This is a genomic window from Dactylosporangium sp. NPDC051087 (assembly GCF_055586325.1).
In genome coordinates this window covers 321,904-346,011 of the sequence record NZ_JBVJIJ010000002.1, presented here as the reverse complement: position 1 = coordinate 346,011, position 24,108 = coordinate 321,904, and the positions used below count along the sequence as shown (strand labels likewise).

Sequence of the window (24,108 nt, the reverse complement as noted above, 5' to 3'; positions counted from 1 at the left end):
GCAACGCGGGGGCGGAGCACTGCCACAGCGGCCAGCGGCGCGGGTCGCGGGGCCCTCGGCGCCCGCACCACCCGAGAACGGGTCGCGGCGGGACAGGAGCAACGCGGGGGCGGAGCACTACTGCTACCACAGCGACTGACGGCGGCACGGGTCACGCGAGGCAGCAGCGCACGGGCGGAACCTCGCGGAACCTCGTGCCGACGGTCTCCTCGACAACTCCGGCGATCCCACCGGGGTCGAACGCGACAGGTCAGCGCCGGGCGGCTCGTCAGCCACGTCGGGCAGCCGGACCACGATGCCGTCATCACTGGGCATCACCTGAGCGTCGACCCCATGACGCTCGTCGGGGCGGCGGGCGATCGCGAGCGCCCACGACACGTCGACAATGCGGCCGCGGGACCGACGAGCGGCGGGACCCAGTCGTCGGTGGTGGCATTCACGGGACCGACGAACAGCGGAAACTGGCCGTCACCGAAACGGCAGGACCTCGCCGCAGTCGACGCCTTCGGTGACCAGGAGCAGTCGTCGTCGCCCTCGGTAGCATCCACGCGACCGACAAACAGCGGAAACTGGCCGTCACCGAAACGGCAGGACCTCGCCACAGTCGACGCCTTCGGTGACCAGGAGCAGTCGTCGTCGCCCTCGGTGGCATCCACGCGACCGACAAACAGCGGAAACTGGCCGTCACCGAAACGGCAGGACCTAGCCGCGGTCGACGCCTTCGGTGACCAGGAGCAGTCGTCGTCGCCCTCGGCAGCATTCACGCGACCGACGAACAGCGGAAACTGGCCGTCGCCGGATCGGCAGGAGCTGGTCGTGCCCGCCGCTTTCGGCGACTGGGAGCTATTCGTCGTCGCCTTCGGTGGCTTTCAGGGCGCCCAGGACCTCGGGGAGTTCGTCGGGCTTGATGAGGACGTCGCGGGCCTTGGAGCCTTCCGAGGGGCCGACGATGCCGCGGGTCTCCATCAGGTCCATGAGGCGGCCCGCCTTGGCGAAGCCGACCCGCAGCTTGCGCTGCAGCATCGAGGTGGAGCCGAACTGGCTGGTGACGACGAGCTCGATCGCCTGGAGCAGCAGGTCGAGGTCGTCGCCGATCTCCTCGTCGACCTTCTTCTTGGCGTCCTCGGGCTTGGTGGTGACGCCTTCTCGGAACTCGGGCTCGCGCTGGTCCTTGCAGAACTTGACGATGTCGTTGATCTCGGTCTCGCTGACCCACGCGCCCTGGATGCGGATGGGCTTCGAGGCGCCCATGGGCAGGAAGAGGCCGTCGCCGCGGCCGATCAGCTTCTCGGCGCCGGGCTGGTCGAGGATGACGCGGGAGTCGGCGAGCGACGACGTCGCGAACGCCAGGCGCGACGGCACGTTGGCCTTGATCAGGCCGGTGACGACGTCGACGCTGGGGCGCTGGGTGGCGAGGACCAGGTGGATGCCGGCGGCGCGGGCGAGCTGCGTGATGCGGACGACCGAGTCCTCGACGTCGCGCGGCGCGACCATCATCAGGTCGGCGAGCTCGTCGACGACGACCAGCAGATACGGATACGGCCGGATGACCCGCTCGCTGCCCGGCGGCGCGGTGATCTGCCCGGCCCGGACCTTGCGGTTGTAGTCGTCGATGTGCCGGACCCCGGCGGCGGCCAGGTCGTCATAGCGCATGTCCATCTCGCGCACGACCCAGTCGAGGGCGTCGGCCGCCTTCTTCGGGTTGGTGACGATCGGCGTGACCAGGTGCGGGATGCCCTCGTAGCTGGTCAGCTCGACCCGCTTCGGGTCGACCAGCAGCAGCCGGACCTCGTCGGGCGTGGCCCTGGTCAGCAGCGACACCAGCAGCGTGTTGAGGCAGCTGGACTTGCCCGCGCCGGTCGCGCCGGCGATCAGGATGTGCGGCATCTTCGCCAGGTTGGCCACCACGTAGCCGCCCTCGATGTCCTTGCCGAGGGCGACGATCAGCGGGTGGTGGTCGGAGGCCGCCACGCGGGAGCGCAGCACGTCGCCGAGCGCGACATTCTCCCGGTCGGGGTTGGGGATCTCGACACCGACGGCGCTCTTGCCGGGGATCGGGCTCTGGATGCGCACGTCGGGCGACTTCACCGCATAGGCGATGTTGCGCGACAGGGCGGTGATCCGCTCGACCTTGACGCCGTGGCCGACCTCGACCTCGTAGCGGGTCACCGTCGGGCCGCGGGTGAAGCCGGTGACGAGGGCGTCGACGCCGAACTGCTCGAACACGCCCTGCAGCGCGGCGGTCACCTCGTCGTTGGCGCGGGTGCGGCCGCGCGGCGCGTCGCCGGTGCCGAGCAGGTCGGGCGGGGGCAGCTTGTAGTCGGCGTCGGTGAGCGCGAGCTGCTCGGCGCGGGTCGGCAGCGGCGAGTGCTCCGGCGGGTCCTTCTCCCGCTCCTTCGCCTTCTTCCGCGAGCCGGTCGCGGGGCGGGGCAGCACCACCGTGTCGTGCACGATCGCGTCGTCGTCGAGGCCGAGGTCGGGCGCCGAGGCGTCATAGCCGAGCGGGCCGCCGTCCTCGTCGTCGAGGGGGTGCGGCAGTGAGGCCTGCCGGCGGCGGGGCGGCGACTTGCGGGCCGGGCGGGGCTCCGGCTCGTCATACAGCTCCTCGAACTCCTCGTCGACGTCGAGGGTCGGGTCCTCGACGCGGCCGAGGGCGAGGTCGCGCAGCTGCCGCCAGCGGTGCGGGATGCGGCTGATCGGGGTGGCGGTGACGACCAGCAGGCCGAACCCGGCGAGCATGAGCAGCAGGGGCACGGCGACCCAGGTGGTGACGGCCTTGTCGAGCAGGCCGCCGCCGGCGCGGCCGAGCAGGCCGCCGGCCTTGTCCATGAGCGCCGGATTCTCGGGGCCGCCGGCGGCGAGGTGCATGAGGCCGGTGCCGCCGATGAACAGCGCGCTCCAGCCGACGAGGCCGCGGCCGCGGTGCTCGTCCTCGGGGTCGGAGCGCATGACCCGGATCCCGCCGACGAGCAGCAGGACCGGGAGGACCGCGGAGGCGCCGCCGATGAACGTGTGGCAGATCCCCGCGAGCCAGTGCCCGACGGGGCCCGCCGACTGGAACCACAGCGCCGCGGTGAGCAGCACGGAGAGGCCGATGAGGGCCAGGCCGGCGCCGTCGCGGCGGTGCGCGGGGTCCAGCTCGCGGGCATTGGCGGCCTGGCGGCCGACGGCACGGGCGGCCCAGCCGACGCCATGCGCGACACCCATCCAGACCGCGATCATGCCCCGGCCGAGCAGCCCCAGCGGGGTGGCGACGACCGCGCCGCCGCGCCGCCGGGACGCCGCCGTGCGGCGCACGGGCGTCGCCCGCTTCGCCGGGGTCCGCCGTGTCGCCGCCGTGGAGGCGGTGGCGGTGGCCGGGGTCCGCTTCGCCGGAGTTGTCCGCTTGGACGGCGTGCTCGATCCGCCGCGGGTGCTGGAGGTGCCACCGCGGCCGGCCTGAGAGGTGCGGCCCGCCATGGTCACACCGTAGCGGTAGGCTCCGACATTTCTTCGGAGCCGGCACTCGTGTTCCGGCGCTTTCTGCGGTGCACGAAGATCCCCGCATAGGAGACGGCGATCACCACCCCCACCAACACCTGCAACAAATGGGTGTAGCGCTCCGGGTAGAGGACGCCTTCGATGTACTGGTCGATGAAGCCCTTCCCGACGCCGGTCTCGCCGGCCTTACGGCGGGCCCAGTGCTCGACCAGCGTCAACGGGCAGGTGAGCGGGATGCTCACCACGGCGAGGCCCCAGGCGGCGGCCGCGAGATGCGGCCACAACGCCCTGGGCCACCGCCAGGCGAGGAACCCGCCCAGCACCACGTAGGCCAGGAAGCAGAAGTGCAGGACGAGCACGGTGGACGCCAGCACCTCGTACATTTCCGGCTAGACCTCCACCACCGTCGGGACGATCATCGGGCGGCGCCGGTAGGCCTCGTTGACCCAGCGGCCGACCGTGCGCCTGACGATCTGCTGCAGCTGATGCGGATCGGTGATGCCCTCGGTCGCGGCCTTGTTGAGCGCCTCCGTGACCAGTGGCAGCACCGCGGCGAACACCGCCGGGTCGTCGGAGAAGCCCTTCGCCGACACCGTCGGTCCGGCGACGACCTTGCCGGTCACCGAGTCGATGACCACCGTCGCCGCGATGAACCCGCCGTCTCCCAGTATGCGCCGTTCCGTGAGCAGCGACTCGCCCACGTCACCGATGGCGAGGCCGTCGACGTAGACGTACCGCGACCGGATGTGACCGACCAGGGAGGCCTTGCCGTCGACGAGGTCGACGACGTCGCCGTCCTCGCAGAGCACGACCCGGTCGTCGGGGACACCGGCGTCGCGGGCCAGCTGCGCGTGCGCCCGCAGGTGCCGCCACTCGCCGTGCACCGGCATGAAGTTGCCCGGCTTGACCACGTTGAGCAGGTACAGCAGCTCACCGGCAGGCGCGTGCCCGGACACGTGGACCTTGGCGACGTCCTTGTGCACGACGAGCGCGCCAGCCCGGGACAGCTGGTTGATCACCCGGTACACCGCGGTCTCGTTGCCCGGCACCAGCGACGACGCGAGCACGATCATGTCGCCCTCGCCGATCTGCACGTGCCGGTGATCGCCGTTGGCCATCCGGCCCAGGGCGCTCATCGGCTCGCCCTGCGACCCGGTCGACATCAGCACGACCCGGTCCTCGGGCAGCCCCATCGCCTCGTCGATCGGCACCAGCAGCCCCGCCGGGATCCGCAGCAGCCCCAGGTCGCGGGCGATGCCCATGTTGCGCACCATCGACCGGCCGATCAGGGCGACCTTGCGGCCGTGCAGGTGCGCGGCGTCGAACACCTGCTGGACCCGGTGCACGTGCGACGCGAACGACGCGACGATGATCCGGCCCTTGGCCCGGCCGAACGTCCGCTCCAGGACCGGGCCGATCTCCCGCTCCGGGGTGACGAACCCGGGGATCTCCGCGTTGGTCGAGTCCGACAGCAGCAGGTCGACGCCCTTGGCGCCGATACGGGCGAACCCGGCGAGGTCCGTGATGCGGCCGTCGAGCGGCAGCTGGTCCATCTTGAAGTCGCCGGTGTGCAGCACGGTGCCGGCCGACGTGGTCACGGCCACCGCGAGCGCGTCGGGGATCGAGTGGTTGACCGCGAAGAACTCGCACTCGAACGGCCCGAGCCGCTCGACCTGGCCTTCCTTGACCGTCAGCGTGTACGGCTCGATGCGGCGCTCGGCGAGCTTCGCCTCGACCAGGGCGAGCGTGAACTTCGACCCGACGAGCGGGATGTCGGGCTTGTGGGCGAGCAGATACGGCACGGCACCGATGTGGTCCTCGTGGCCGTGGGTGAGCACGATCGCCTGAACCTGGTCGAGCCGGTCGAGGATCGACGAGAAGTCGGGCAGGATCAGGTCGACGCCCGGCTGCTCGACGTCGGGGAAGAGCACCCCGCAGTCGATGATGAGCAGCTTGCCGTCGTGCTCGAACACCGTCATGTTGCGCCCGATGGCGCCCAGCCCGCCCAGCGGCGTGACCCGCAGGGCTCCTGGCGTGAGTGGTGGCGGTGGTTCGAGCTCGATGTGTGCCACTGTCATAGGGCCACTCCGAGGTCGTTGTGATGAGCCATCTGGTCCGCGGTGCCGATCGTGCGGCCCGCCTCAGCGCAATCCTCCCGCAGCCGCCCGAGCTCCGCCGCGTTCGCCGACACCAGAGGCGGGCGCACCGGCCCGGCGGGAAGGCCCAGCAGCGTCAGGGCGGCCTTGGTGAGGATGACACCCTGCGTGCGGAAGAATCCGCAGAACGCGGGGAGCAGTTGCAGGTGCAGCGCTCGAGCACGGGCGACGTCGCCCTCCTCGTGCGCCAGGATCATCCGCTTGGTCTCCGGGCCGAACACGTGCGTCGGCACGCCGACCACCCCCACGGCACCGACCGACAGCAGCGGCAGGGTCAGCTTGTCCTCACCCGAGTAATACGCCAGGTCGGTCCGCTTGATCACCCAGGCGCTCTCGCCGAGGTCGCCCTTGGCGTCCTTGACCGCGACGATCCGCTCGTGCTCGCCGATGCGGCACATGGTGTCGGTCTCGATCGCGACGCCCGTCCGGCCGGGGATGTCGTAGACCATCACCGGCAGCGCGGACGAGTCCGCGATCGACCGGAAGTGCTGCAGGATGCCCGCCTGCGGGGGCTTGTTGTAATACGGCGTGACGACGAGCAGCCCGTCGGCGCCCGCCTTCTCCGCGGCGCGGGCCAGCTCGATCGTGTGATGCGTGTCATTGGTGCCGACGCCGGCGATCACCGTGGCCCGGTCGCCGACCGCCTCGATGACGGCCCGCAGCACCTGGTCCTTCTCGGCGTCGCTGGTCGTCGCCGACTCGCCGGTGGTCCCGTTGACCACCAGGCCGTCGTGCTCCTGGTCGTCGACCAGGTGAGCGGCCAGCCGCGCCGCACCGTCGACGTCGAGCGAGCCGTCAGCACGGAATGGCGTCACCATCGCGCTGAGCAGCCGGCCGAACGGCCGGCCGGGGTCGGAACCGGTGCGTGTCATACGCACAACCTAGCGGACGCCTTCCGGTCGCTCAGCTCAAGATTCCCAGCTGTACTGGGCGGCGGCGACCTCGGTGCCGTCCGCGAGGGTCGTGATGGTGAAGTCCGCGAATACGTTGGGCGCCACGCGCTGCAGTTCCTTGAGGCAGGCGATCGCCACCTCGCGGATCTCCACATCCGCCGCCTCGGTCGCGCGCATGGTCACGAAGTGCCGCCACGCCCGGTAGTTGCCGGTCACCACGATCTTCGTCTCTGCCGCGTTGGGCAGCACCGCCCGCGCCGCCTGCCGGGCCTGCTTGCGCCGGCTCGTGCCGTTCTCGACCTCGCTGAACCTGGCCTCCAGGCCTTCCAGCAGCTCGTTGTAGGCCCGCAGCGCCGCCTCCGACGCCTCGACGAACACCTTGTGCAGCGCCGGGTCCTCGGCGATCACGTCGGGCTCGACCATCTGGGCCTCGCGCCCCGGCACGTACCGCTGCGACAACTGCGAGAAGGAGAAGTGCCGATGCCTGACCAGCTCGTGCGTGAACGACCGCGACACGCCGGTCAGGTAGAACGTGACGGTCCCGTGCTCCAGCACCGACAGGTGCCCGACCTCGAGGATGTGGCGCAGATAGCCCTCGTTGGTGGCGGTCGCCGGGTTCGGCTTCTTCCACGACTGGTAGCACGCCCGGCCCGCGAACTCAGCGAGGGCCTGACCACCGTCCGCGTCGGTCTCCCACGGGACGTCTGCGGGAGCTTCGAAATGCGTCCAGGCGATCGCTTTGGCGGAGAGCATTTTACGAGGGTACTAAACAAACATCCAGGAGAATGGCGCCCAGGGCAGGTTGCGTGCGACGGACCACACCAACCACACCACGAGGAAGCCGATGAGCGCGCCGCTGGACAGCCGCATCGTGGGCAGCACCCGCCGGCCGGCCAGCCGGTTGAGGGTCCAGCTCACATACATGTAGACCAGGAACGGCGTCGCGAACACCATCATCGCGTGGTGGTGCGCCGCCGCCGGGATGTCGCCGTGCAGCAGATACCAGGCGGCGCGGGTGCCACCGCAGCCCGGGCAGTCGAACCCGGTGAACAGCTTCATGACACACGTCGGAGCGGCCGTCGCACTGGTCTCGGTCGGCCGCATCAGCAACGTGTACGCCACACCGCCGGACAACAGCGCCGTCAAGCCGAGCGGCGACACCCAGCGGGGCATCCGCTCGGCCAGCCGCGCGATCCGCCCCTTCGGCGGCGCGACGTAGCTGTACTGGTAAGCGTGCGGCGGGAGGTCCTGCCCAGGCTGCTGCTCCACGCCTGCCTGCGGCGCACCGGCGAACGCCGCCAGCCCGTCACTGCTGGGCGCGGCCTGAAGGGGTGACGTCACGCCATTCACGCTACACCGCGCAGGCCAGCCCGCCAGGGGCCGCACGACCGGACCGGCGGCGCCGCGCGGTCCAGCCCGGCGCCGCAGCAGCACCGGTGCCGGCCTCGCCACCGCCTGTGCTGACCGCCCGCCGGGACTGGCTCCGCGGTCGTCCGCTCAGCACCGCCGCCTGCCGAGGCCGGCCGCAGCCGAAATCGGTGTCACAGTGCCGACCGGGACAGCGCCCACCGTCAGTCAGGCACTCAGCGCCGCGCCGGCGGCCCCTGCAGCCGGCCAACGTGCGAAGCGTCAGCAATCACCCGCTCAGCACCACACCACCGGCCAGGCGCTCACCCCGTCGCCGCGACCGGGGTCGACGGCAGACAGGCCGGGGACGGTGGCGTCGCTGGCCGACGCGGCCGTGTGCAGGGTGACGGTGGCGAGGCCGGCGGCGCGCTCTCCCGCTCAGCAGCCGCGGCCGAATCGACCGCGGACAGCACTCCCGGTCATGCCGAACGACCGGGACAGCTCCCCCCACCGGCAGCCAGGCATCTGGCGCCCCGCCACTAGTGAGACACACGGCGTCGCGCCAGACCGGCCGGCAGTCGCAGGCTCAGCGCCGCGCAGACGGCAGCAGGATCAGGCGCCGCGCCGGCAGCCGTGGATTCGGCGGCGCGGTGGGTGGGGTCAGGTGGTCATCGCCTTGGCCAGGTCGACGGCGAAGTCGCCCGCCACCGGCAGGTCGACCCGCTCCAGGCCCAGCCACCCCGCGAACCTCCGCAGCTCCACCCACAGCGCCTCCGCCACCTCACCCCGCGAAGGTGCGCCGCGGCCGGTGAGGGGCTCCACCCACGCGGCCGGGACCAGCAGGGTCGAGGAGCGGCGGTCCGCCTTCAGGTCGACCCGGGCGACGAGCCGGTCGCCGAGCAGGAACGGCAGCACGTAATAGCCATAGAGGCGCTGCAGGGGCGGGACGTAGATCTCGATGCGGTAGGTGAAGCCGAACAGCCGTGCCACCCGGGCCCGCTCCCACATCAGCGGGTCGAAGGGGCTGACCAGGGTCGCCGCCCCGATGCGGCGCGGGTTGGGCGCCTCGTGGTGCAGATAGGCGCGGGGCTGCCAGCCCTCCACCTCGGTGGGGACGAGCTCCCCGGCCTCGACCAGCTCGGCGATCGCGGTGCGCGCCCCGGCGAGCGGCAGCCGGAAATAGTCGCGCAGCTCCGCCTCGGCGGCCACGCCCAGGGCGCGGGCGGCGACGCGGACCAGGTCGCGGTAGGCGTCGGCGGGCTCCGGGGTGGGCGCGGCGAGGACCTCGGCGGGCAGGATGCGCTCGGGGACGTCATAGACCCGGGCGAACGACGCGTTGCGCGCGGCGACGCTGACCTCGCCGGTGTAGAAGAGCCACTCGATCGCGGTCTTGGTGTCCGACCAGTTCCACCCCCAGTGCTCCTTGCTGCGGGGGCCGGCGAGGTCGCCCTCGACCTCGTTGGCGGTGATCGGGCCCTTGGCGCGGATGTCCTCGAGGACCCGGCGGATCAGCTCGGGCTGCTCGCGGGCCATCTTGACCATGCGGCCCCAGGCGGCGCCGGACTGCATCCGCCAGCGCAGCGCCGGGTGCAGGTGGACCGGGACGAGCGACGCCTCGTGGGCCCAGTATTCGAACAGCTCGCGGGGGCGGCGATAGGCGAGCCGGTCGAGCAGCTCGGTCGGATAGGGGCCGAGGCGGCTGTATGCGGGAAGGTAGTGCGCGCGCTGGACGACGTTGACCGAGTCGATCTGCAGCAGGCCGGTGCGGCCGATGACCCGCTTCAGGTGGCGCCGCTCGGGGACGCCCGCCGGGGCCCGGTCGGCGAAGCCCTGAGCGGCGAGAGCGATCCTCCGCGCCTGCGTGAGTGTCAGCACCCCGCGAGGTTATCGCCGGGGTACGACAAAAAAGGGCGGCCCCGGTCCGGGGCCGCCCTTGATGCGGAAATCTATGCGCCGACGAGCGGCCGCTCTCCAGCGTCCTTGGCTTCGAACGCGGCGCTGACCCGCCGGTCGATCTCCACCAGGTCGGGGACGTCCTCGACGACCGGACCGGTCGACGTGGCCGGGTTGGCCGTGCGGGGCGGGCCGGAGCTCTCCGAGGCGGGCTCGCGGATCGGCAGCGTGATCAGCAGGGCGATCATCAGCAGCACGTAGGCGTTGCCGCCGATCAGGCCGAGACCGTCGAACTTCATGTGGAACGCCCACGGCGTGCGGCTGCACAGCAGCAGGTACGAGAACACCGCGAAGATCATGATGTGGCGCCTGCGGCGGGCGTCGCCGCTCTTGTCGGTCGCGTGGTCCAGCAGGACCGCGATCGACGGCAGCACCCACACCAGGTGGTGGATCCAGCTGATCGGGCTGACCATGCAGCCGACGAGACCGGTCAGCGCCAGGCCGGCGAGCTCGTCGCCCGCCTTGACGGCCTTGCGGACCCGCCACGCCCAGACGGCGAGGGCGCCGACCACCAGCAGCAGCCACAGCGGCTTCATCGGGTCGGGGTTGAACAGCCGGGCGACGAGACCGCTGAGCGCCTGGTTGGACACGAACGTGGCCGAGCCGACGCGGTCGGTGTTCCACATCGCGTCGGTCCAGAAGACCCGCGAGGCGTCCGGTGCGAAGGTCGCGGCGGCCCAGGTCGCGGCGGCTGCGGTGGCCGTGGAGACGGCGGCCGCACGCCAGCGGCGGGTGACCACGAGGTACAGGATGAACACGCCCGGCGTGAGCTTGATCGCGGTGGCCAGGCCGATGCCGATGCCGCCGAGGCGGGAGCCGCCACGGACCAGCAGCAGCAGGTCACCGACGACCATGAACAGCAGCAGGATGTTGACCTGGCCGAAGTTGACGGTCTCGCGCACCGGCTCGAAGGCGGCGACCAGGCCGAAGGCGATGGCCAGGGAGAACCAGAACTGCCAGCCCTGACGCTTGATCACCGGGCCGATGAGCCAGGTGATGATGAAGCCGAGCGCGACGACGTTCATCGTCACGCTGATCGCGATCGCGGTGTGCCAGCCGATGAGCGCCATCGGCGACATCAGGGCAGCGGCGAACGGTGGGTAGGTGAAGCCGTACGGCGTGCCGGGGACCAGGTAGTCGTAGATGTCGCCACCCTTGTTCACCCAGTAGTCCATGGCGCCGTAGTAGACCTTCAGGTCGAAATACCCGTTTCTCGCCGCGGCCACGTACAAGAAGGCCCATACGACGGCCCACACGGCCGCCACGATGAGGACCTGCTTGACCCGGGGCCGAAGCTTGGGCCGGACGGCCGTCAACACGGCGACTCGTCCTCGCTCCGCCACTTGTGCTGCCCTCCATCGCTCGTTGCTGGCTTTACCTGCTGCCTGGCTCAACGGTTGCTCGGGTCCAACTGTGACGAGCCGGCGCTACCCCGCCACGTGGCTCTTCACACAAAATCCGTAGGCTGCTGCGTCATGACGCTCGGGTTCGTCCGACCGGCGCGACTCGACGACGTCGTCGAGATCACGCGCATCCAACTCACGACCTGGCGGGTCGCCTATCGGCGACTGCTGCCCCAACACATCCTCGACCAACTGGACGAGGACTGGATTACCCGCAGGTGGCGAGACGCAATCACGGAACCGCCGACCCCTGAGCACCGGGTCCTGGTCGCGGTGGAGCAACAGGAGTCGCCCGGCGCCGGACCGACCTCAGCATACGTCGTGGGTTTTGCCGCGTCAGGTCCTGCAGACGACACCGCGCTGGCTCCGGACGAAGATCACACCGTCCTGACGAAGGCCGCCGCCATCACCGATGTCCTGGTTGAACCCCGCTGGGGACGACGCGGCCACGGCAGCCGTTTGCTGGCGGCTAGTGTCGATTTATGGCGTACTGACGGATTTACGACAGCCCTGGCGTGGACGTTCGCCGACGACCGTGTTACGCGTCGATTTCTGGAGAGTTCCGGCTGGGCCCCGGACGGGGTCAGCCGGTCACTCGATGTTGATGATCTGCTCGTCCCGCAGATCCGGTGGCATGCGTCACTCGAGACCGAAGAAGCCCCTGTCGTTACCTCGATGTGACCCTGTTGCGCCCGAATTGGGGCCTCTGAATCCCACTATTTGGAAACATCAGAGTGAACGCGAAACGGTTACACAACGTGACGCTAGTCCAGCAGCGGGCCGAGCCCGACCGTCAGTCCCGGCCGTGACACGACGGCGCGGACGGCGAGCAGGACGCCCGGCATGAACGACTTCCGGTCGAACGAGTCGTGCCGGATGGTCAGCGTCTCCCCCGCGGCACCGAAGAGGACCTCCTGGTGCGCGACGAGCCCCCGGGCCCGCAGCGAGTGCACCGGCACGCCCTCGACGTCGGTGCCGCGGGCCCCGGCCATCTCCTCGGAGGTCGCGTCCGGCACGGGTCCCAGCCCCGCGGAGGCCCGCGCCTCGGCGATGAGCTGCGCGGTGCGCAGCGCGGTGCCGCTCGGCGCGTCGATCTTCTGCGGGTGGTGCATCTCGACCACCTCGACCGACTCGAAGTAGCGGGCCGCGCGGGCCGCGAACTCCATCATCAGCACGGCGCCGACGGCGAAGTTGGGCGCGATGACCACGCCGACGCCGGGTTTGTCCGCGAGCCAGGACCGCACCTCATCCAGCCGCGCCGTGGTGAAGCCGGACGTGCCCACGACCGCGTGCACGCCGTGGGAGACGCACCAGCGCAGCGAGTCCATCACCACATCGGGTGTGGTGAAGTCGACCAGGACATCGAGATCCTCGACGAGTGCGTCACCGACGTCCAGCGACGCCACCAGCGAAAGATCGGCACTCGCGGAGATGGCCTGGCACGCCTCGGTGCCCATGCGGCCGCGCGCGCCGAGCACGCCGACCCTGATCTTTGCAGTCACGCGGGATAACTTATCCCAACGCTCCAGCGAAGGCGTTGTCGTCGAAGTCGCCGATCACGGCGAGGGACATCGGCCGGGACAGCAGCTCAGCGGCCACCTGACGGACCATCTCGGGCGTGACCAGGTCGACCTGGCGCAGCACCTCGTCGACGGACATCAGCTCGTCGTACAGAAGCTCACCCTTGCCGAGGCGGCTCATCCGCGACCCGGTGTCCTCCAGGCCCAGCACGACCGCGCCCTTGAGCATGCCCTTGCCGCGCTCGACCTCGGCGTCGGTGACGCCCTCCGCCGCGACCCTGGCCAGCTCGTCCCGGGTGATGGAGAGGACCTCTTCGACCTTGCCGGGCGCGCAGCCGGCGTAGACCCCGAAGAGCCCCGCGTCGCTGTACTGCGACGTGAACGAATAGACCGAGTAGGCCAGCCCGCGCTGCTCACGGATCTGCTGGAACAGCCGGCTCGACATGCCGCCGCCGAGGACGTTGTTGAGCGCGCCGACGGCGAAGCGGTTGTCGTGCTGCCGCGGGTAGCCCACGCAGCCGAGCACGAGATGCGCCTGCTCGGTGTCCTTGTTGCGGACCACGATCTGCCCGGAGCGGGTCGGCACCTTCGTGGTGCGGGAGCGCCGCGGGGCCGGGTCGGCGGCGACCGTGAGGCCCTCGAAGGCCGCGCGCACCGCCTTGACGACCTTCGCGTGGTCGAGGTTGCCCGCCGCGGCGATCACCATCTGCGACGGCCGGTACCGCCTGCGGTAGAAGCTGTCGATCTGCTTGCGGGTCAGCGCGGAGATGCTCTCCACGCTGCCGGAGATCTGCCGGCCCAGCGGATGGTGGCCGTAGATCGCCTCGGTGAAGACGTCGTGCACCTCGTCGCCGGGCTCGTCGTCGTGCATGGCGATCTCCTCGAGGATCACGCCACGCTCGGTCTCGACGTCCGCGTCGGTCAGCACCGAGTCGATGACCAGGTCACACACCACGTCGATGGCGAGCGGCAGGTCGGCGTCGAGCACCCGCGCGTAGTAGCACGTGTACTCCTTGGCGGTGAACGCGTTGGTCTCCCCGCCGACCGCCTCGATCTGCGAGGAGATCTCCAGCGCGCTGCGCCGCTTGGTGCCCTTGAACAACAGGTGTTCGAGGAAGTGGGAGACCCCGGACAGTGCCGGGGTCTCGTCCCGTGAGCCGATGCCGACCCAGACGCCGAACGACACGCTGCGCATCGACGGTATCGCCTCGGTCAGGATGCGCAGCCCGTTGGGCAGCACGGTGCGGCGCACCGTGCCACCCAGCGGGTCATCTGCCAACGTCTGGGTCAGCGGCCGACTCACCATGTCTCAGCTGTGCCGGTTCCGCCGGCGACGGAACTCGCCACCGTCCTCGCCGCCGTCGCCCTCTTCCGAGGAGGCGGGCGCCTCCGAGGAGGAGGACGGCGCGGAGGACTGGCGCGGAGCCCGGTCCCCACGCTCGCGGGAGCGGGGGCCACGGTCGCCGCCGCGGTCACGGCCGGAGGGCCGCTCACCGCCGGAGCCGGACGGCGCGCCGCCACCGGCCGCCGCGGCCTCCGCCGCAGCGGCGGCCTCGGCCTCGGTCAGCACCTTGTCCAGGTAGATCTTGCCGCGGTTGTCGATGTCCGCGATCTGCACCTCGACCTTGTCGCCGACGTTGAGGAAGTCCTCGACCCGGTCGACGCGCTTGCCGTTGCCCACCTTGGAGATGTGCAGCAGGCCGTCGCGGCCGGGCAGCAGCGAGATGAAGGCGCCGAACGCGGCCGTCTTCACCACGGTGCCGAGGAACTTGTCCCCGACCTTCGGCATCGTCGGGTTGGCGATGGCGTTGATCCGCTCGACGGCGGCCTCGGCCGACGGGCCGTTGGTCGCGCCGACGTAGATCGTGCCGTCGTCCTCGATGCTGATCTCGGCGCCGGTCTCGTCCTGGATGGCGTTGATGGTCTGACCCTTGGGCCCGATCACCATGCCGATCTTGTCGACGGGGATCTTGACCGTGGTCACCCGGGGCGCGTACTGGCTCATGCCGGCCGGCGACTCGATCGCCTCGGCCATCACGTCGAGGATGACGTGCCGCGCGTCGTGGGCCTGCTGCAGGGCGCCCGCGAGGACGTCGGACGGGATGCCGTCGAGCTTGGTGTCCAGCTGCAGCGCGGTCACGAAGTCACGGGTGCCGGCGACCTTGAAGTCCATGTCGCCGAACGCGTCCTCGGCACCGAGGATGTCGGTGAGCGTGACGTATTCCGTCTTGCCGTCGACCTCGTCGGAGATGAGGCCCATCGCGATGCCGGCGACGGGGGCCTTCAGCGGCACACCCGCGGACAGCAGCGCCATCGACGACGCGCAGACCGAGCCCATCGACGTGGAGCCGTTGGAGCCGAGGGCCTCGGAGACCTGGCGGATCGCGTAGGGGAACTCCTCGCGGGCCGGCAGGACCGGGATCAGGGCCCGCTCGGCGAGCGCGCCGTGGCCGATCTCGCGCCGCTTCGGCGAGCCCACCCGGCCGGTCTCACCGGTCGAGTACGGCGGGAAGTTGTAGTTGTGCATGTAGCGCTTGGACTTCTCCGGCGCCAGGGTGTCCAGCGTCTGCTCCATGCGCAGCATGTTGAGCGTGGTGACACCCAGGATCTGGGTCTCGCCGCGCTCGAACAGCGCCGAGCCGTGCACGCGGGGCAGGACCTGCACCTCGGCGGTCAGCGGCCGGATGTCGCGCGGGCCGCGGCCGTCGATGCGGACCTGCTCGCGCAGGACCCGGGCGCGGACCTCGTTCTTGGTCAGCGACCGCAGCGCGGCGCCGATCTCCTTCTCGCGACCCTCGAAGCCACCGGCGAGGCGCTGGAAGGCGGCCTCCTTGATCCGGTCGAGGGCCTCCTCGCGCTCCGCCTTGGAGGAGATGCGCAGCGCCTCGGACACCTCGTCCTTGACGGCGCCGGACACGGCCTCGTAGGCGTCGGGCTGGTAGTCCAGGAAGGTCGGGAACTCCTGCACCGGCTTCGCGGCGACCGCCGCGAGCTCGGACTGGGCCCGGCACAGCTCGCGGATGGCGGGCTTGGCGGCCTCCAGGCCACCGGCCACGACCTCCTCGGTCGGGGCGGGCGCGCCACCGGCGACCAGCGCCACGGTGTGCTCGGTCGCCTCGGCCTCGACCATCATGATCGCGACGTCACCGTCGGGGAGGGTCCGGCCGGCGACGACCATGTCGAACGTCGCCCGGGCCAGCTCCTCCAGGGTCGGGAAGGCGATCCACTGGCCGTCGACGTGCGCCATGCGGGTCGCGCCGATCGGGCCGGAGAACGGCAGGCCCGACAGCTTCGTCGACAGCGACGCGGCGTTGATCGCCACGACGTCGTAGGGGTGGGCCGGGTCGAGCGCGAGGATCGTCTCGACGACCTGGACCTCGTTGCGCAGGCCCTTGACGAAGCTCGGGCGCAGCGGCCGGTCGATCAGGCGGCAGGTGAGGATCGCGTCCTCGCTCGGGCGGCCCTCGCGGCGGAAGAACGAGCCGGGAATGCGGCCCGCGGCATACATCCGCTCCTCGACGTCGACCGTCAGCGGGAAGAAGTCGAACTGGTCCTTCGGGGACTTGCCGGCCGTGGTCGCGGACAGCACGACGGTCTCGCCGAGCTGCGCGAGGCAGGAGCCCGCGGCCTGGCGCGCCAGCCGGCCCGTGGAGAAGGTGATCTCCCGGGTGCCGAACGTGCCGTTGTCGATGACCGCGGTGCTGAAGTGCGTACCGAGAGTGCTCTGCTCGGTCATGTGGTGTGGTGCTCCTTCGGGTTGTGGTGCGCCCAGGCGGAGCTGTCTGCGGCCGGTCTTCGATCGAAGCTCACGGGGCTGATCTGCCCGGAAGCCACTACCGAGGACCGGTGCGCCGACGCGCTCGGGCGGGGCGACTGGTTACAAACAGGCGGCTGGTTCACATACCAGTGTGTCACTACACGAAGGGGAGCGACGCATGGACGCCGCTCCCCAACGTACGTGTCGTTATCGCCGCAGGCCGAGCCGCTCGATCAACGAGCGGTAGCGGGCGATGTCGCTGCGCTGCAGGTAGTTGAGCAGACGGCGGCGACGGCCGACCAGCAGCAGCAGGCCACGCCGGCTGTGGTGGTCGTGCTTGTGCTTCTTGAGGTGTTCGGTGAGGTCCGCGATCCGCTTGGTCAGCATCGCGACCTGGACCTCCGGCGAGCCGGTGTCCCCTTCGACGGTCGCGTACTTGCCCATGATCTCGGTCTTCTGCGCAGAGTCGAGCGCCATGTTCTCCCTTAAAGGTTGGTTCTCATCAAGGTCGGGCCCGCGGCGTCGTGCAGGCAGCCTGACCTCCGCCGGTCACCCGGCGTCGACACAAGGCTAACAGACGGGACGTTCCAGCACCCGTCTGGCCTGTTCGACGTCGTCGCGGATCTGCTCGATCAGCGGCTCGACGCCCGTGTACGTGCGCTGCTCACGGAGGCGCTCGACGAAGTCGACAGCGATCCGCTCGCCGTAGATGTCGCCGGAGAAGTCGAGGATGTAGGACTCGACCCGCCGCTCCTTGCCGGAGAACGTCGGGTTGGTGCCGACGGACACGGCCGCCCGGTGCGGCTCGTTGTCCCGGTCGCGGGTCACCCAGGCGGCATAGATGCCGTCGGCCGGGATCGCGGCGTTCGCCGAGGTCAGCAGGTTGGCCGTGGGGAAGCCCAGCTCACGGCCGCGCTGGTCGCCGCGCACGACGACGCCCTCGACGCGGTGCGGGCGGCCCAGCGCGCGGGCGGCGGCGACGACGTCACCCGCGTCGACGCAGGCCCGGATGTAGGTCGAGGAGAACACGGTGCCCTCGTCGGCGACCAGCGGCGCGCCCTCCACCCCGAAGCCGAAGGTGCGCCCGAGCCGGTGCAGCAGCTCCAGGTCGCCGGCGGCCTTGTGGCCGAAGCGGAAGTTCTCCCCCACCACGATCTGCGCCGTGTGCAGGTGCTCGACCAGCGCGTCGTGGACGAACGCCTCCGGCGACAGCCGCGAATACTCGACCGTGAACGGGATCACGCACAGCACGTCGACGCCGAGCGACTCCATCAGCTCCGCCTTGCGGCCCGGCTCGGTCAGCACCGCCGGGTGCGACCCGGGCCGCACCACCTCGGACGGGTGAGGGTCGAAGGTCAGCACGACCGACCGCACGCCCAGCTCGCCGGCCCGCTTCACGACGTGCCCGATCACCTGCTGGTGCCCCCGGTGCACGCCGTCGAAGACGCCGATCGTGGTGACCGCGCGCCCCCAGCCACCCGGCGCCGCCTGAGTTCCCCGCCACCGCTGCATGCGTCCGAGCCTAACTCCTGCTTCCGCCGCGGCAGGTGTACGGGTGGAGCCCCGGCATCCGGGCTACGGCACGAGGACGATCTCGGGACGCGCCCTGCCGTCCTTCTCCCGGACGATGGCCAGCACGCTGCCGTCGGGTGCGAAGACCGCATACGGCCCGGCGACCCCGACCGGGGCGAGCGACCCGCCGTGCGACAGCGTCTTCGCCTCGACCTCGTCGGCGTCGCGGCGCGGGAAGCAGCGGGCGGCGGCGGCCGGCAGCGGCATCGTGACCGGGTCCTCACGGTCGGCGAGCTCGTCCAGGGTCGCCGCCTCGGCCAGGGTGAACGCGCCGACGGCGGTGCGGCGCAGCGCGGTCAGGTGCCCGCCGACCCCGAGCGTCGCGCCGAGATCCCGGGCCAGGGCGCGGATGTAGGTGCCGGACGAGCAGGCGACGTCCACGTCGACGTCGACGCCCTCGGGCGAGCGGCTGATGCCGAGGACGTCGAGGCGGGCCACCGTGACCGGCCGGGCCTGCAGCGCGACCTCCTCGCCGGAGCGGACCCGGTGGTACGAGCGGACCCCGTTGACCTTGATCGCGGACACGGCGCTGGGCACCTGCAGGATCTCCCCGCGCAGCGGCGCGAGCCCGGCGTGCACGTCCCCGTCGGTGACCCCGCTCGCGTCCACTGTGGACACGACGTCGCCCTCGGCGTCGTCGGTGACGGTCGCCTGCCCGAGGCGGATCGTGGCGCGGTACTCCTTGGTGCTGCCGATGACGTACGTGAGCAGGCGGGTCGCCTTCTCCACACCGATGATGAGCACCCCGGTCGCCATCGGGTCGAGGGTGCCGCCGTGCCCGACCCTGCGCGTCCTCGCCAGGCGCCGCATCCGCGACACCACGTCGTGCGAGGTCATCCCGCCGGGCTTGTCCACGACGACGAGCCCGCCCTGCGTTGCTGCCTTCTGCGCCACGACGGGACAGCCTAGCCAACGCCGTGCACGGCCAGGGTGTGCCACAGGTACTTCAGCAGTTGCAGCGTCGCCGGATCGGCGTGGGACTCCCGCGCGGCGCGGCCGATCAGCTCCGCGTCGACGAAGGGCCGCTCGTACCGCTCGCACAGCCGCACCGCGAGCGGCCGCACCTGCGGACCCCGGAAGTCGTCCGGGACGTCGCGCGGGGTGAGCCGCGATCCCGGCCGCCATTCGAGCTTGACGCCGTAGCGGGTCGCCAGGGTCTGTGCCGCCGACAGACGGCCGGCGAAGCTGTCGTCGAGGACGAGCGCCTCGACGTCGGCCGCGAGGTCGACCGGGCCGTGCACCTGCGCCTCGACGTAGTCGTCGAGCGGTCCAGCCGAAGCGACGTGGTCGGGCAGGCCCGTCAGTACTGACGCCATCGCATCGAACACGCCCGCCGCCGCCGGCTCGTGGAAGCTGTCGCCCAGGGTGAACGTCGTGCGCGCGCCGACCTCCGGGCGCAGGCGAAGGTGCGCGGAGCCGAAGCGGCGGGCGGCGCCGGCCGGGTGGCGCGCCAGGTCGAGGGCGCCGTACTTGGGCCGGTCCGCGGGCGTGACCCCGGGCCGCTGGTAGGCGCCGCCGAACATGCGCCGCTCCCAGCGGTCGCGGTCCCCGCCGGGGTGGGCGGTCAGGCCGCCGTTGGAGATGCCGGTCTCGAACTGGCTGCGGAAGCGGCCGTCGGCGAGCAGCCCCTCGATCACGGTCCGGCCGCCGGCGTCGATCCGGTCCGGATGGAAGTTGATCGTCACGACCGCGTCCGGCGGCTCGGTCCGCGGCCCGCTCCCGGCGCGAACGTATGCGAGGGCCTCGAGCTGGGCGTAGGTGAGCCGGGCGTCCATGGGCTGAGGTCACTCCCCGCTGCGTGGTGAGCTACGATGGGTAGGAGTCCGACAGATTATTTTTTCGGTTGTGCTAGTGTCAATGAGCAGTGCGACGACACGACGTGGGAGTGTGTCAGCGCACCGCGCCGGTGACCGCCCATTTTTCGCCCGCGAGACGCCACAGCAGGCCGCCCAGCCGCAGCGCGATGAACAGGCACAGGGCGATCCACACCCCGCGCAGCCCGGCGTCGAGCAGGTAGGCGAGCCAGATGCCGGGCAGGAAACCGCCGAGCGCCGACACGAACGTGAGGTTGCGCAGGTAGCGGACGTCGCCGGCGCCGAGGAAGACCCCGTCGAGGGCGAACACCACGCCCGCGGCCGGCATCATCGCGACGAACCACCACCAGGCGGTCTTCGCCTGGGCGTACACCTGCGCGTCGGCGCCGAACCAGGGCCGCACGGTGCCGAGGGCGGCCGCGACCAGGAACGCGAACGCGACGCCGGAGACGAGCCCGGCCACGGTGATGCGGCGGGCGAGCAGGTGCGCCTCGTCGACCCGTTCACCGCCGAGCGCGGCCCCGACGAGGGACTGCGCGGCGATCGCGACCGCGTCGAGGGCCAGCGCGGTGAAGAAGAACAGCTGGATGGCGATGAGGTGCGCGGCGAGGCTGGCGGTGCCGAAGCGGGCCGCGACCGCCGACGCGGACAGGAAGCACGCCTGGAAGGCGGCACCGCGCAGCAGCAGGTCCCGGCCGAGGGTCAGCTGGTGGCGGATCACCGCGAACTGCGGGCGCAGCGCGACGCGCTCGGTCAGCAGCGCCCGGACGAACAGCAGCCCCCCGGCGGTCTGCGCGACGACGTTGGCGACGGCGGAGCCGGCCAGGCCGAAGCCGAGCGGGTGGACCAGCAGCGGGCAGAGCACGGCGGACAGCGCGTTCGCGCCGAGCACGTAGTAGAGCGGGCGGCGGGTGTCCTGGACGCCGCGCATCCAGCCGTTGCCGGCGGTGCCCAGCAGCAGGCCGGGCGCGCCGAGGGCGGCGATGCGCAGCCAGTCGGCGGCGCCGTCGGCGACCGGGCCCGGGGACCCGGCGACGGCACGGGTCAGCGGCCCGGCGAACACCTCGAGGACCACCATGATGACGACCCCGCCGGCGAACGCCAGCCAGGACGCCTGGACGCCCTCCTCGACCGCGGCGGCGCGCTGGCCGGCCCCGAAGCGCCGGGCGGCGCGGCCGGTCGTGCCGTAGGCCAGCACGTTGCCGAGCCACACGGCGAGCGCCATGATCTGCCCGCCGATCGCCAGGGAGCCGAGCTCCTCGCGGCCGAGATGACCGACGACCGCCGTGTCCACCAGGACATACAGCGGCTCGGCGGCCAGCACCACGAGCGCCGGCAGAGCGAGGGCGGCGACACGACGCATCACGGTCACCGCGTCAGCGTAAGGAGTTACCTTCCGCCACGCTACTTACTCATGCATGACTCCGGGCGATCAGCCCCGGCGGTCCATCGACATCTGCAGGGCGGCGCGGGCGCGCTCACGCGTGTCGGAGGTCGGCTCCTGCGGCTTGGGCTGGGGCTTCGGCTGCTCGGGCATGACGCTGGTCTCCTGACTGCCGGCGCTGCTGACAGCGCGGCTGACGGCACGGTTGGTGTGTTGACGGTCCGATCGCAGGGACGCCGGGGTCACCGGCGGCCGCGCCAACGCACGACCAGGAGACCGACGATGGGTGGTGTCGGCCTGAAACGTGGATCGGTGGTTCGGCATCTGATTCCTCGCTGACGGCGGCTGTTGCCTGTCGGGGCCGTGGGACGCCCGCCGCCGGGTTCCGCTGGAAGCGGTCAGGCCCGGGACGGGCGGCGAAGAATTCGTACGATGCGCATGTTGACTAAGTTATCGTTCAGTTCCACGATGTGCGACGTCATCCCGCGATCTGGACGGGGTTACCTGCGGGTTCACCTGTCGGAAGGACGTCAGCCGGCCGTTCAGCGGGCGAGAAAATGCCAGCCCAGCCACCACCAGAAGCCGAACATCGCGATCCGGCCGACGGGCAGCGGACCCACCCGGTAGCGCATGACGACGCCGCAGACCTCACCGAGCGTCGGCACCCGGGAGCCCTCCCGGCGGGCGGCGACCTCGACCGCGGCGAAGAGGCCCAGCGACACGGCGAACGCGGCCGCGATGGCCGCCTGCGCGAGCGTCATACCGCCACCTCCAGTACGTTCCGACGCCGGCCGCTCATCGGCGCACCATCGCCCAGAAGGCCCACAGCCAGCCGAAGTAGGCGGCGGCGCGGGCGAGGTAGTGCTCCAGCAGGGGATCCATGAGCCGGGACAGCGTCGGATAGGCCCGCGAGCCGATCAGGAACGTGACGCCCTCGACGACCGCGAAGAGCCCGACCGGCACCAGCCACCACACCGCCGCCCGGGGCAGCCGCGCCGGCGCCGGGCGTCTCGGCACCGCCGAGGACATACCCAGCCACAGCAGCGCACCACCGGCGCCGAGGACGAGGAGGTTGGCCCGCAGGGAGAACGACGGCAGCGCGCCGCCCACGAGCGCGATGAGGGCGAACACCGGTGCCAGCACGGCCGGACGGGTCCAGGCCCGGTCGACCCCCGCAACCAGCTCAGGTCGGTCCATACATCGATTGTCACCGCAGCGACACCCGCTGTGCCAGCGATGTCGGCCCTGGATTAACCCTGATCCAGGAGCACGACCCGGTCCGTGAGCGCGGCGCGGACGGACGCCATGACCGACTCGACCGTGCCGGCGGCGCTGAAACCGGCCGCGAAGCGGTGCCCGCCGCCGCCGAGCCCGACCGCCACGGCGCTGACGTCGACGGCGCCCTTGCTCCGCAGCGAGACCGACCACTCCCCCGGGCCGACCGGCTTCACCACACACGCGACGTCGGCCTCCGCGACGCAGCGCACGGAGTCGATGAGCGCCTCCACGGCGCCGGCGGGCTGGTCGAACTCGGCCAGGTCGGCGAGCGTCACATAGGTCCACGCGAGGCCGAGCCCGCCCGCCGGCTCGAGGGCGGTGCGGGCCAGGGCGACGCCGAAGAGCCGGATCGCGCCGAAGGGCCGGGTGTCGAACAGGCGGCGGGAGATCTCACCGACGGGGATGCCGGTGGCGATGAGCCGGGCCGCGAGCTCGTGCACCGCCGGGGTGGTCGAGCCGTGCTTGAACGAGCCCGTGTCGGTGGCGAGTGCGACATACAGGCATTCGGCGATCTCCGCGTCCAGCGCGACGCCGAGGCGGCTGAGCAGGCCCTCGGCGACGACCGACGTCGCCGCCGCGGTCGGGTCGATGAGGTTGACCGCCCCGAACCCGGGGTTGGACGCGTGGTGGTCCAGCACGATGCCGACCGGCGCGGCGGTCAGCAGCCCGGCGAGGGCGCCGAGCCGCTCGATGCTCGCCGCGTCGAACACCAGCATCGCGTCGGGCGCCCGCACGGAGCCCGACGGCACCAGCAGCGACACGCCCGGCAGCTCGTCGAAGGGGGCGGGGACGACCATCGGGCCGGGGAACGTCGCCTCGATCAGCAGGGACGGGTCGAGGCGGCGCAGGCCGAGCGCGAAGCCGAGCATGCTGCCGAGGGCGTCACCGTCGGGGTTGACGTGACAGGCGAGGAGCACGCGGGAGCCCGGGGGCAGGCCGCGCAGCGCTGAGACCGCGGCGGCCCACTCCCCGGGCGAAGGTTGCGGTGCGGTCACCGCCGGTCCTGGCCGACGACGACCTCGTCGTCAGCGCTGTCCGCCCCCAGGTCGTCCTCGTCCTCGAGCTTGTAGGGCTGGGCGTCGCCCGCGTAGTGCGCCCCGGCGGCTCGTCGCTGGACCTCCGCGTCGGCGCTACGGGCGGTCGCCAGCAGGTCGTCGATGTGCTTCACGTGCTCGGTCACGTCGTCGTGCACGAACGAGAGACTCGGGGAGTGCCGCAGCCCGAGGGCCTTGCCGACGGTCGAACGCAGCAGCCCCTTGGCGCTCTCCAGCGCCGCCGCCGTGCCCGACTGTGCCGTCGCGTCACCGAGCACCGTGTAGAAGACGGTCGCCTCGCGCAGATCAGCGGTGATCCGCGCGTCGGTGATCGTGATCATGCCCAGTCGAGGGTCCTTGACCTGTGTCCGCACCACCGATGCGACGAGCTCCTTCACGCGCTCAGCGTGCCGGCGCACCTTTGCCGGATCCGTCATCTCGAACACCTCCGCAGCCAAAACGATCTGACCAACGCTCTGACAGTACCCGCGCCGCGACCTGGAGGCCGGTTGCGGAA

General features: G+C 71.3%; 22 protein-coding genes and 1 pseudogene. 1 reads left to right on the top strand and 22 read right to left on the bottom strand.

Annotated elements, in window-relative coordinates; all coding sequences use genetic code 11:
• Nucleotides 1-126: 126 nt before the first annotated feature.
• The 10 genes and pseudogenes from ACZ6TV_RS05070 to ACZ6TV_RS05025 all read right to left on the bottom strand — a co-directional run.
• Nucleotides 127-378, bottom strand: a pseudogene (locus ACZ6TV_RS05070) (hypothetical protein); the annotation flags it as partial.
• Nucleotides 315-764, bottom strand: coding sequence for a hypothetical protein (locus ACZ6TV_RS05065; protein WP_465296138.1), 450 nt, complete (start codon nucleotides 762-764; stop codon nucleotides 315-317). The gene ACZ6TV_RS05065 and the pseudogene ACZ6TV_RS05070, both read right to left, overlap by 64 nt.
• A gap of 79 nt (nucleotides 765-843) precedes the next feature.
• A complete protein-coding gene (locus ACZ6TV_RS05060) occupies nucleotides 844-3,459 on the bottom strand; it encodes an FtsK/SpoIIIE family DNA translocase (RefSeq protein ID WP_465295511.1) in 2,616 nt (871 codons plus the stop codon).
• Between the two features lie 2 nt (nucleotides 3,460-3,461).
• On the bottom strand, nucleotides 3,462-3,863 hold the full coding sequence (locus tag ACZ6TV_RS05055; RefSeq protein WP_465295509.1) for a DUF2784 domain-containing protein: 402 nt from the start codon (nucleotides 3,861-3,863) through the stop codon (nucleotides 3,462-3,464).
• A gap of 6 nt (nucleotides 3,864-3,869) precedes the next feature.
• Nucleotides 3,870-5,558, bottom strand: coding sequence for a ribonuclease J (locus ACZ6TV_RS05050; protein ID WP_465295507.1), 1,689 nt, complete (start codon nucleotides 5,556-5,558; stop codon nucleotides 3,870-3,872).
• Complete coding sequence (gene dapA / locus ACZ6TV_RS05045) at nucleotides 5,555-6,508, bottom strand: 4-hydroxy-tetrahydrodipicolinate synthase (protein WP_465295505.1); 954 nt, start codon at nucleotides 6,506-6,508, stop codon at nucleotides 5,555-5,557. Before dapA ends, ACZ6TV_RS05050 begins: the two co-directional genes overlap by 4 nt.
• A 36-nt stretch (nucleotides 6,509-6,544) precedes the next feature.
• Entirely contained in the window at nucleotides 6,545-7,282 is a 738-nt protein-coding gene (gene thyX / locus ACZ6TV_RS05040; protein WP_465295503.1) for an FAD-dependent thymidylate synthase, read from the bottom strand.
• A 12-nt stretch (nucleotides 7,283-7,294) separates the two neighbouring features.
• Entirely contained in the window at nucleotides 7,295-7,870 is a 576-nt protein-coding gene (locus tag ACZ6TV_RS05035; RefSeq protein ID WP_465295501.1) for a DUF2752 domain-containing protein, read from the bottom strand.
• 666 nt (nucleotides 7,871-8,536) lie between these two features.
• Nucleotides 8,537-9,751, bottom strand: a complete 1,215-nt coding sequence (locus tag ACZ6TV_RS05030) for a winged helix-turn-helix domain-containing protein (RefSeq protein ID WP_465295499.1) — start codon at nucleotides 9,749-9,751, stop codon at nucleotides 8,537-8,539.
• Between the two features lie 71 nt (nucleotides 9,752-9,822).
• Complete coding sequence (locus ACZ6TV_RS05025; RefSeq protein ID WP_465295497.1) at nucleotides 9,823-11,148, bottom strand: glycosyltransferase 87 family protein; 1,326 nt, start codon at nucleotides 11,146-11,148, stop codon at nucleotides 9,823-9,825.
• 156 nt (nucleotides 11,149-11,304) lie between these two features.
• Between ACZ6TV_RS05025 and ACZ6TV_RS05020 the strand changes: the two genes are divergently transcribed.
• The gene (locus ACZ6TV_RS05020) at nucleotides 11,305-11,913 is read left to right on the top strand and encodes a GNAT family N-acetyltransferase (RefSeq protein ID WP_465295495.1); all 609 of its coding nucleotides are present in this window, start codon (nucleotides 11,305-11,307) and stop codon (nucleotides 11,911-11,913) included.
• Nucleotides 11,914-11,996: 83 nt separating this feature from the next.
• On the opposite strand, the gene dapB is transcribed toward ACZ6TV_RS05020, so the two are convergent.
• From dapB to rbfA, 12 genes are all read right to left on the bottom strand, one after another.
• The gene (gene dapB / locus ACZ6TV_RS05015) at nucleotides 11,997-12,734 is read right to left on the bottom strand and encodes a 4-hydroxy-tetrahydrodipicolinate reductase (RefSeq protein ID WP_465295493.1); all 738 of its coding nucleotides are present in this window, start codon (nucleotides 12,732-12,734) and stop codon (nucleotides 11,997-11,999) included.
• A 10-nt stretch (nucleotides 12,735-12,744) separates the two neighbouring features.
• Entirely contained in the window at nucleotides 12,745-14,058 is a 1,314-nt protein-coding gene (locus ACZ6TV_RS05010) for a M16 family metallopeptidase (RefSeq protein WP_465295491.1), read from the bottom strand.
• A 3-nt stretch (nucleotides 14,059-14,061) separates the two neighbouring features.
• Nucleotides 14,062-16,488: a polyribonucleotide nucleotidyltransferase gene (locus tag ACZ6TV_RS05005; RefSeq protein ID WP_465295489.1), complete on the bottom strand. Its 2,427-nt coding sequence runs from the start codon at nucleotides 16,486-16,488 to the stop codon at nucleotides 14,062-14,064.
• 228 nt (nucleotides 16,489-16,716) lie between these two features.
• A complete protein-coding gene (gene rpsO, locus ACZ6TV_RS05000; RefSeq protein ID WP_465295487.1) occupies nucleotides 16,717-16,986 on the bottom strand; it encodes a 30S ribosomal protein S15 in 270 nt (89 codons plus the stop codon).
• Nucleotides 16,987-17,079: 93 nt separating this feature from the next.
• Nucleotides 17,080-18,021 carry a bifunctional riboflavin kinase/FAD synthetase gene (locus ACZ6TV_RS04995; protein WP_465295485.1) on the bottom strand — a complete coding sequence of 314 codons (942 nt, stop codon included), beginning with the start codon at nucleotides 18,019-18,021 and terminating at the stop codon, nucleotides 17,080-17,082.
• 63 nt (nucleotides 18,022-18,084) lie between these two features.
• Nucleotides 18,085-18,975, bottom strand: coding sequence for a tRNA pseudouridine(55) synthase TruB (truB, locus tag ACZ6TV_RS04990; protein ID WP_465295483.1), 891 nt, complete (start codon nucleotides 18,973-18,975; stop codon nucleotides 18,085-18,087).
• A gap of 11 nt (nucleotides 18,976-18,986) precedes the next feature.
• Nucleotides 18,987-19,856: a DUF3626 domain-containing protein gene (locus ACZ6TV_RS04985; RefSeq protein WP_465295481.1), complete on the bottom strand. Its 870-nt coding sequence runs from the start codon at nucleotides 19,854-19,856 to the stop codon at nucleotides 18,987-18,989.
• Nucleotides 19,857-19,971: 115 nt separating this feature from the next.
• On the bottom strand, nucleotides 19,972-21,258 hold the full coding sequence (locus ACZ6TV_RS04980) for an MATE family efflux transporter (protein ID WP_465296112.1): 1,287 nt from the start codon (nucleotides 21,256-21,258) through the stop codon (nucleotides 19,972-19,974).
• A gap of 563 nt (nucleotides 21,259-21,821) precedes the next feature.
• Nucleotides 21,822-22,040 (bottom strand): DUF6186 family protein, encoded by a 219-nt coding sequence (locus ACZ6TV_RS04975; protein ID WP_465295478.1) that lies wholly within the window; start codon nucleotides 22,038-22,040, stop codon nucleotides 21,822-21,824.
• Nucleotides 22,041-22,074: 34 nt separating this feature from the next.
• Nucleotides 22,075-22,476, bottom strand: coding sequence for a hypothetical protein (locus ACZ6TV_RS04970; protein WP_465295476.1), 402 nt, complete (start codon nucleotides 22,474-22,476; stop codon nucleotides 22,075-22,077).
• Nucleotides 22,477-22,529: 53 nt separating this feature from the next.
• Entirely contained in the window at nucleotides 22,530-23,552 is a 1,023-nt protein-coding gene (locus ACZ6TV_RS04965; protein WP_465295474.1) for a DHH family phosphoesterase, read from the bottom strand.
• Nucleotides 23,549-24,028, bottom strand: a complete 480-nt coding sequence (gene rbfA / locus ACZ6TV_RS04960) for a 30S ribosome-binding factor RbfA (protein WP_465295472.1) — start codon at nucleotides 24,026-24,028, stop codon at nucleotides 23,549-23,551. Before rbfA ends, ACZ6TV_RS04965 begins: the two co-directional genes overlap by 4 nt.
• Nucleotides 24,029-24,108: the final 80 nt, after the last annotated feature.

Bases quoted from the DNA above. Each gene is read 5' to 3' on its own strand.
- ACZ6TV_RS05060 (WP_465295511.1), bottom strand. From the start codon at position 3,459: ATGGCGGGCCGCACCTCTCAGGCCGGCCGCGGTGGCACCTCCAGCACC.
- ACZ6TV_RS05055 (WP_465295509.1), bottom strand. From the start codon at position 3,863: ATGTACGAGGTGCTGGCGTCCACCGTGCTCGTCCTGCACTTCTGCTTC.
- ACZ6TV_RS05050 (WP_465295507.1), bottom strand. From the start codon at position 5,558: ATGACAGTGGCACACATCGAGCTCGAACCACCGCCACCACTCACGCCA.
- dapA (WP_465295505.1), bottom strand. From the start codon at position 6,508: ATGACACGCACCGGTTCCGACCCCGGCCGGCCGTTCGGCCGGCTGCTC.
- thyX (WP_465295503.1), bottom strand. From the start codon at position 7,282: ATGCTCTCCGCCAAAGCGATCGCCTGGACGCATTTCGAAGCTCCCGCA.
- ACZ6TV_RS05020 (WP_465295495.1), top strand. From the start codon at position 11,305: ATGACGCTCGGGTTCGTCCGACCGGCGCGACTCGACGACGTCGTCGAG.
- ACZ6TV_RS05010 (WP_465295491.1), bottom strand. From the start codon at position 14,058: ATGGTGAGTCGGCCGCTGACCCAGACGTTGGCAGATGACCCGCTGGGT.
- ACZ6TV_RS05005 (WP_465295489.1), bottom strand. From the start codon at position 16,488: ATGACCGAGCAGAGCACTCTCGGTACGCACTTCAGCACCGCGGTCATC.
- rpsO (WP_465295487.1), bottom strand. From the start codon at position 16,986: ATGGCGCTCGACTCTGCGCAGAAGACCGAGATCATGGGCAAGTACGCG.
- ACZ6TV_RS04995 (WP_465295485.1), bottom strand. From the start codon at position 18,021: ATGCAGCGGTGGCGGGGAACTCAGGCGGCGCCGGGTGGCTGGGGGCGC.
- ACZ6TV_RS04985 (WP_465295481.1), bottom strand. From the start codon at position 19,856: ATGGACGCCCGGCTCACCTACGCCCAGCTCGAGGCCCTCGCATACGTT.
- ACZ6TV_RS04980 (WP_465296112.1), bottom strand. From the start codon at position 21,258: ATGCGTCGTGTCGCCGCCCTCGCTCTGCCGGCGCTCGTGGTGCTGGCC.
- ACZ6TV_RS04975 (WP_465295478.1), bottom strand. From the start codon at position 22,040: ATGACGCTCGCGCAGGCGGCCATCGCGGCCGCGTTCGCCGTGTCGCTG.
- ACZ6TV_RS04970 (WP_465295476.1), bottom strand. From the start codon at position 22,476: ATGGACCGACCTGAGCTGGTTGCGGGGGTCGACCGGGCCTGGACCCGT.
- rbfA (WP_465295472.1), bottom strand. From the start codon at position 24,028: ATGACGGATCCGGCAAAGGTGCGCCGGCACGCTGAGCGCGTGAAGGAG.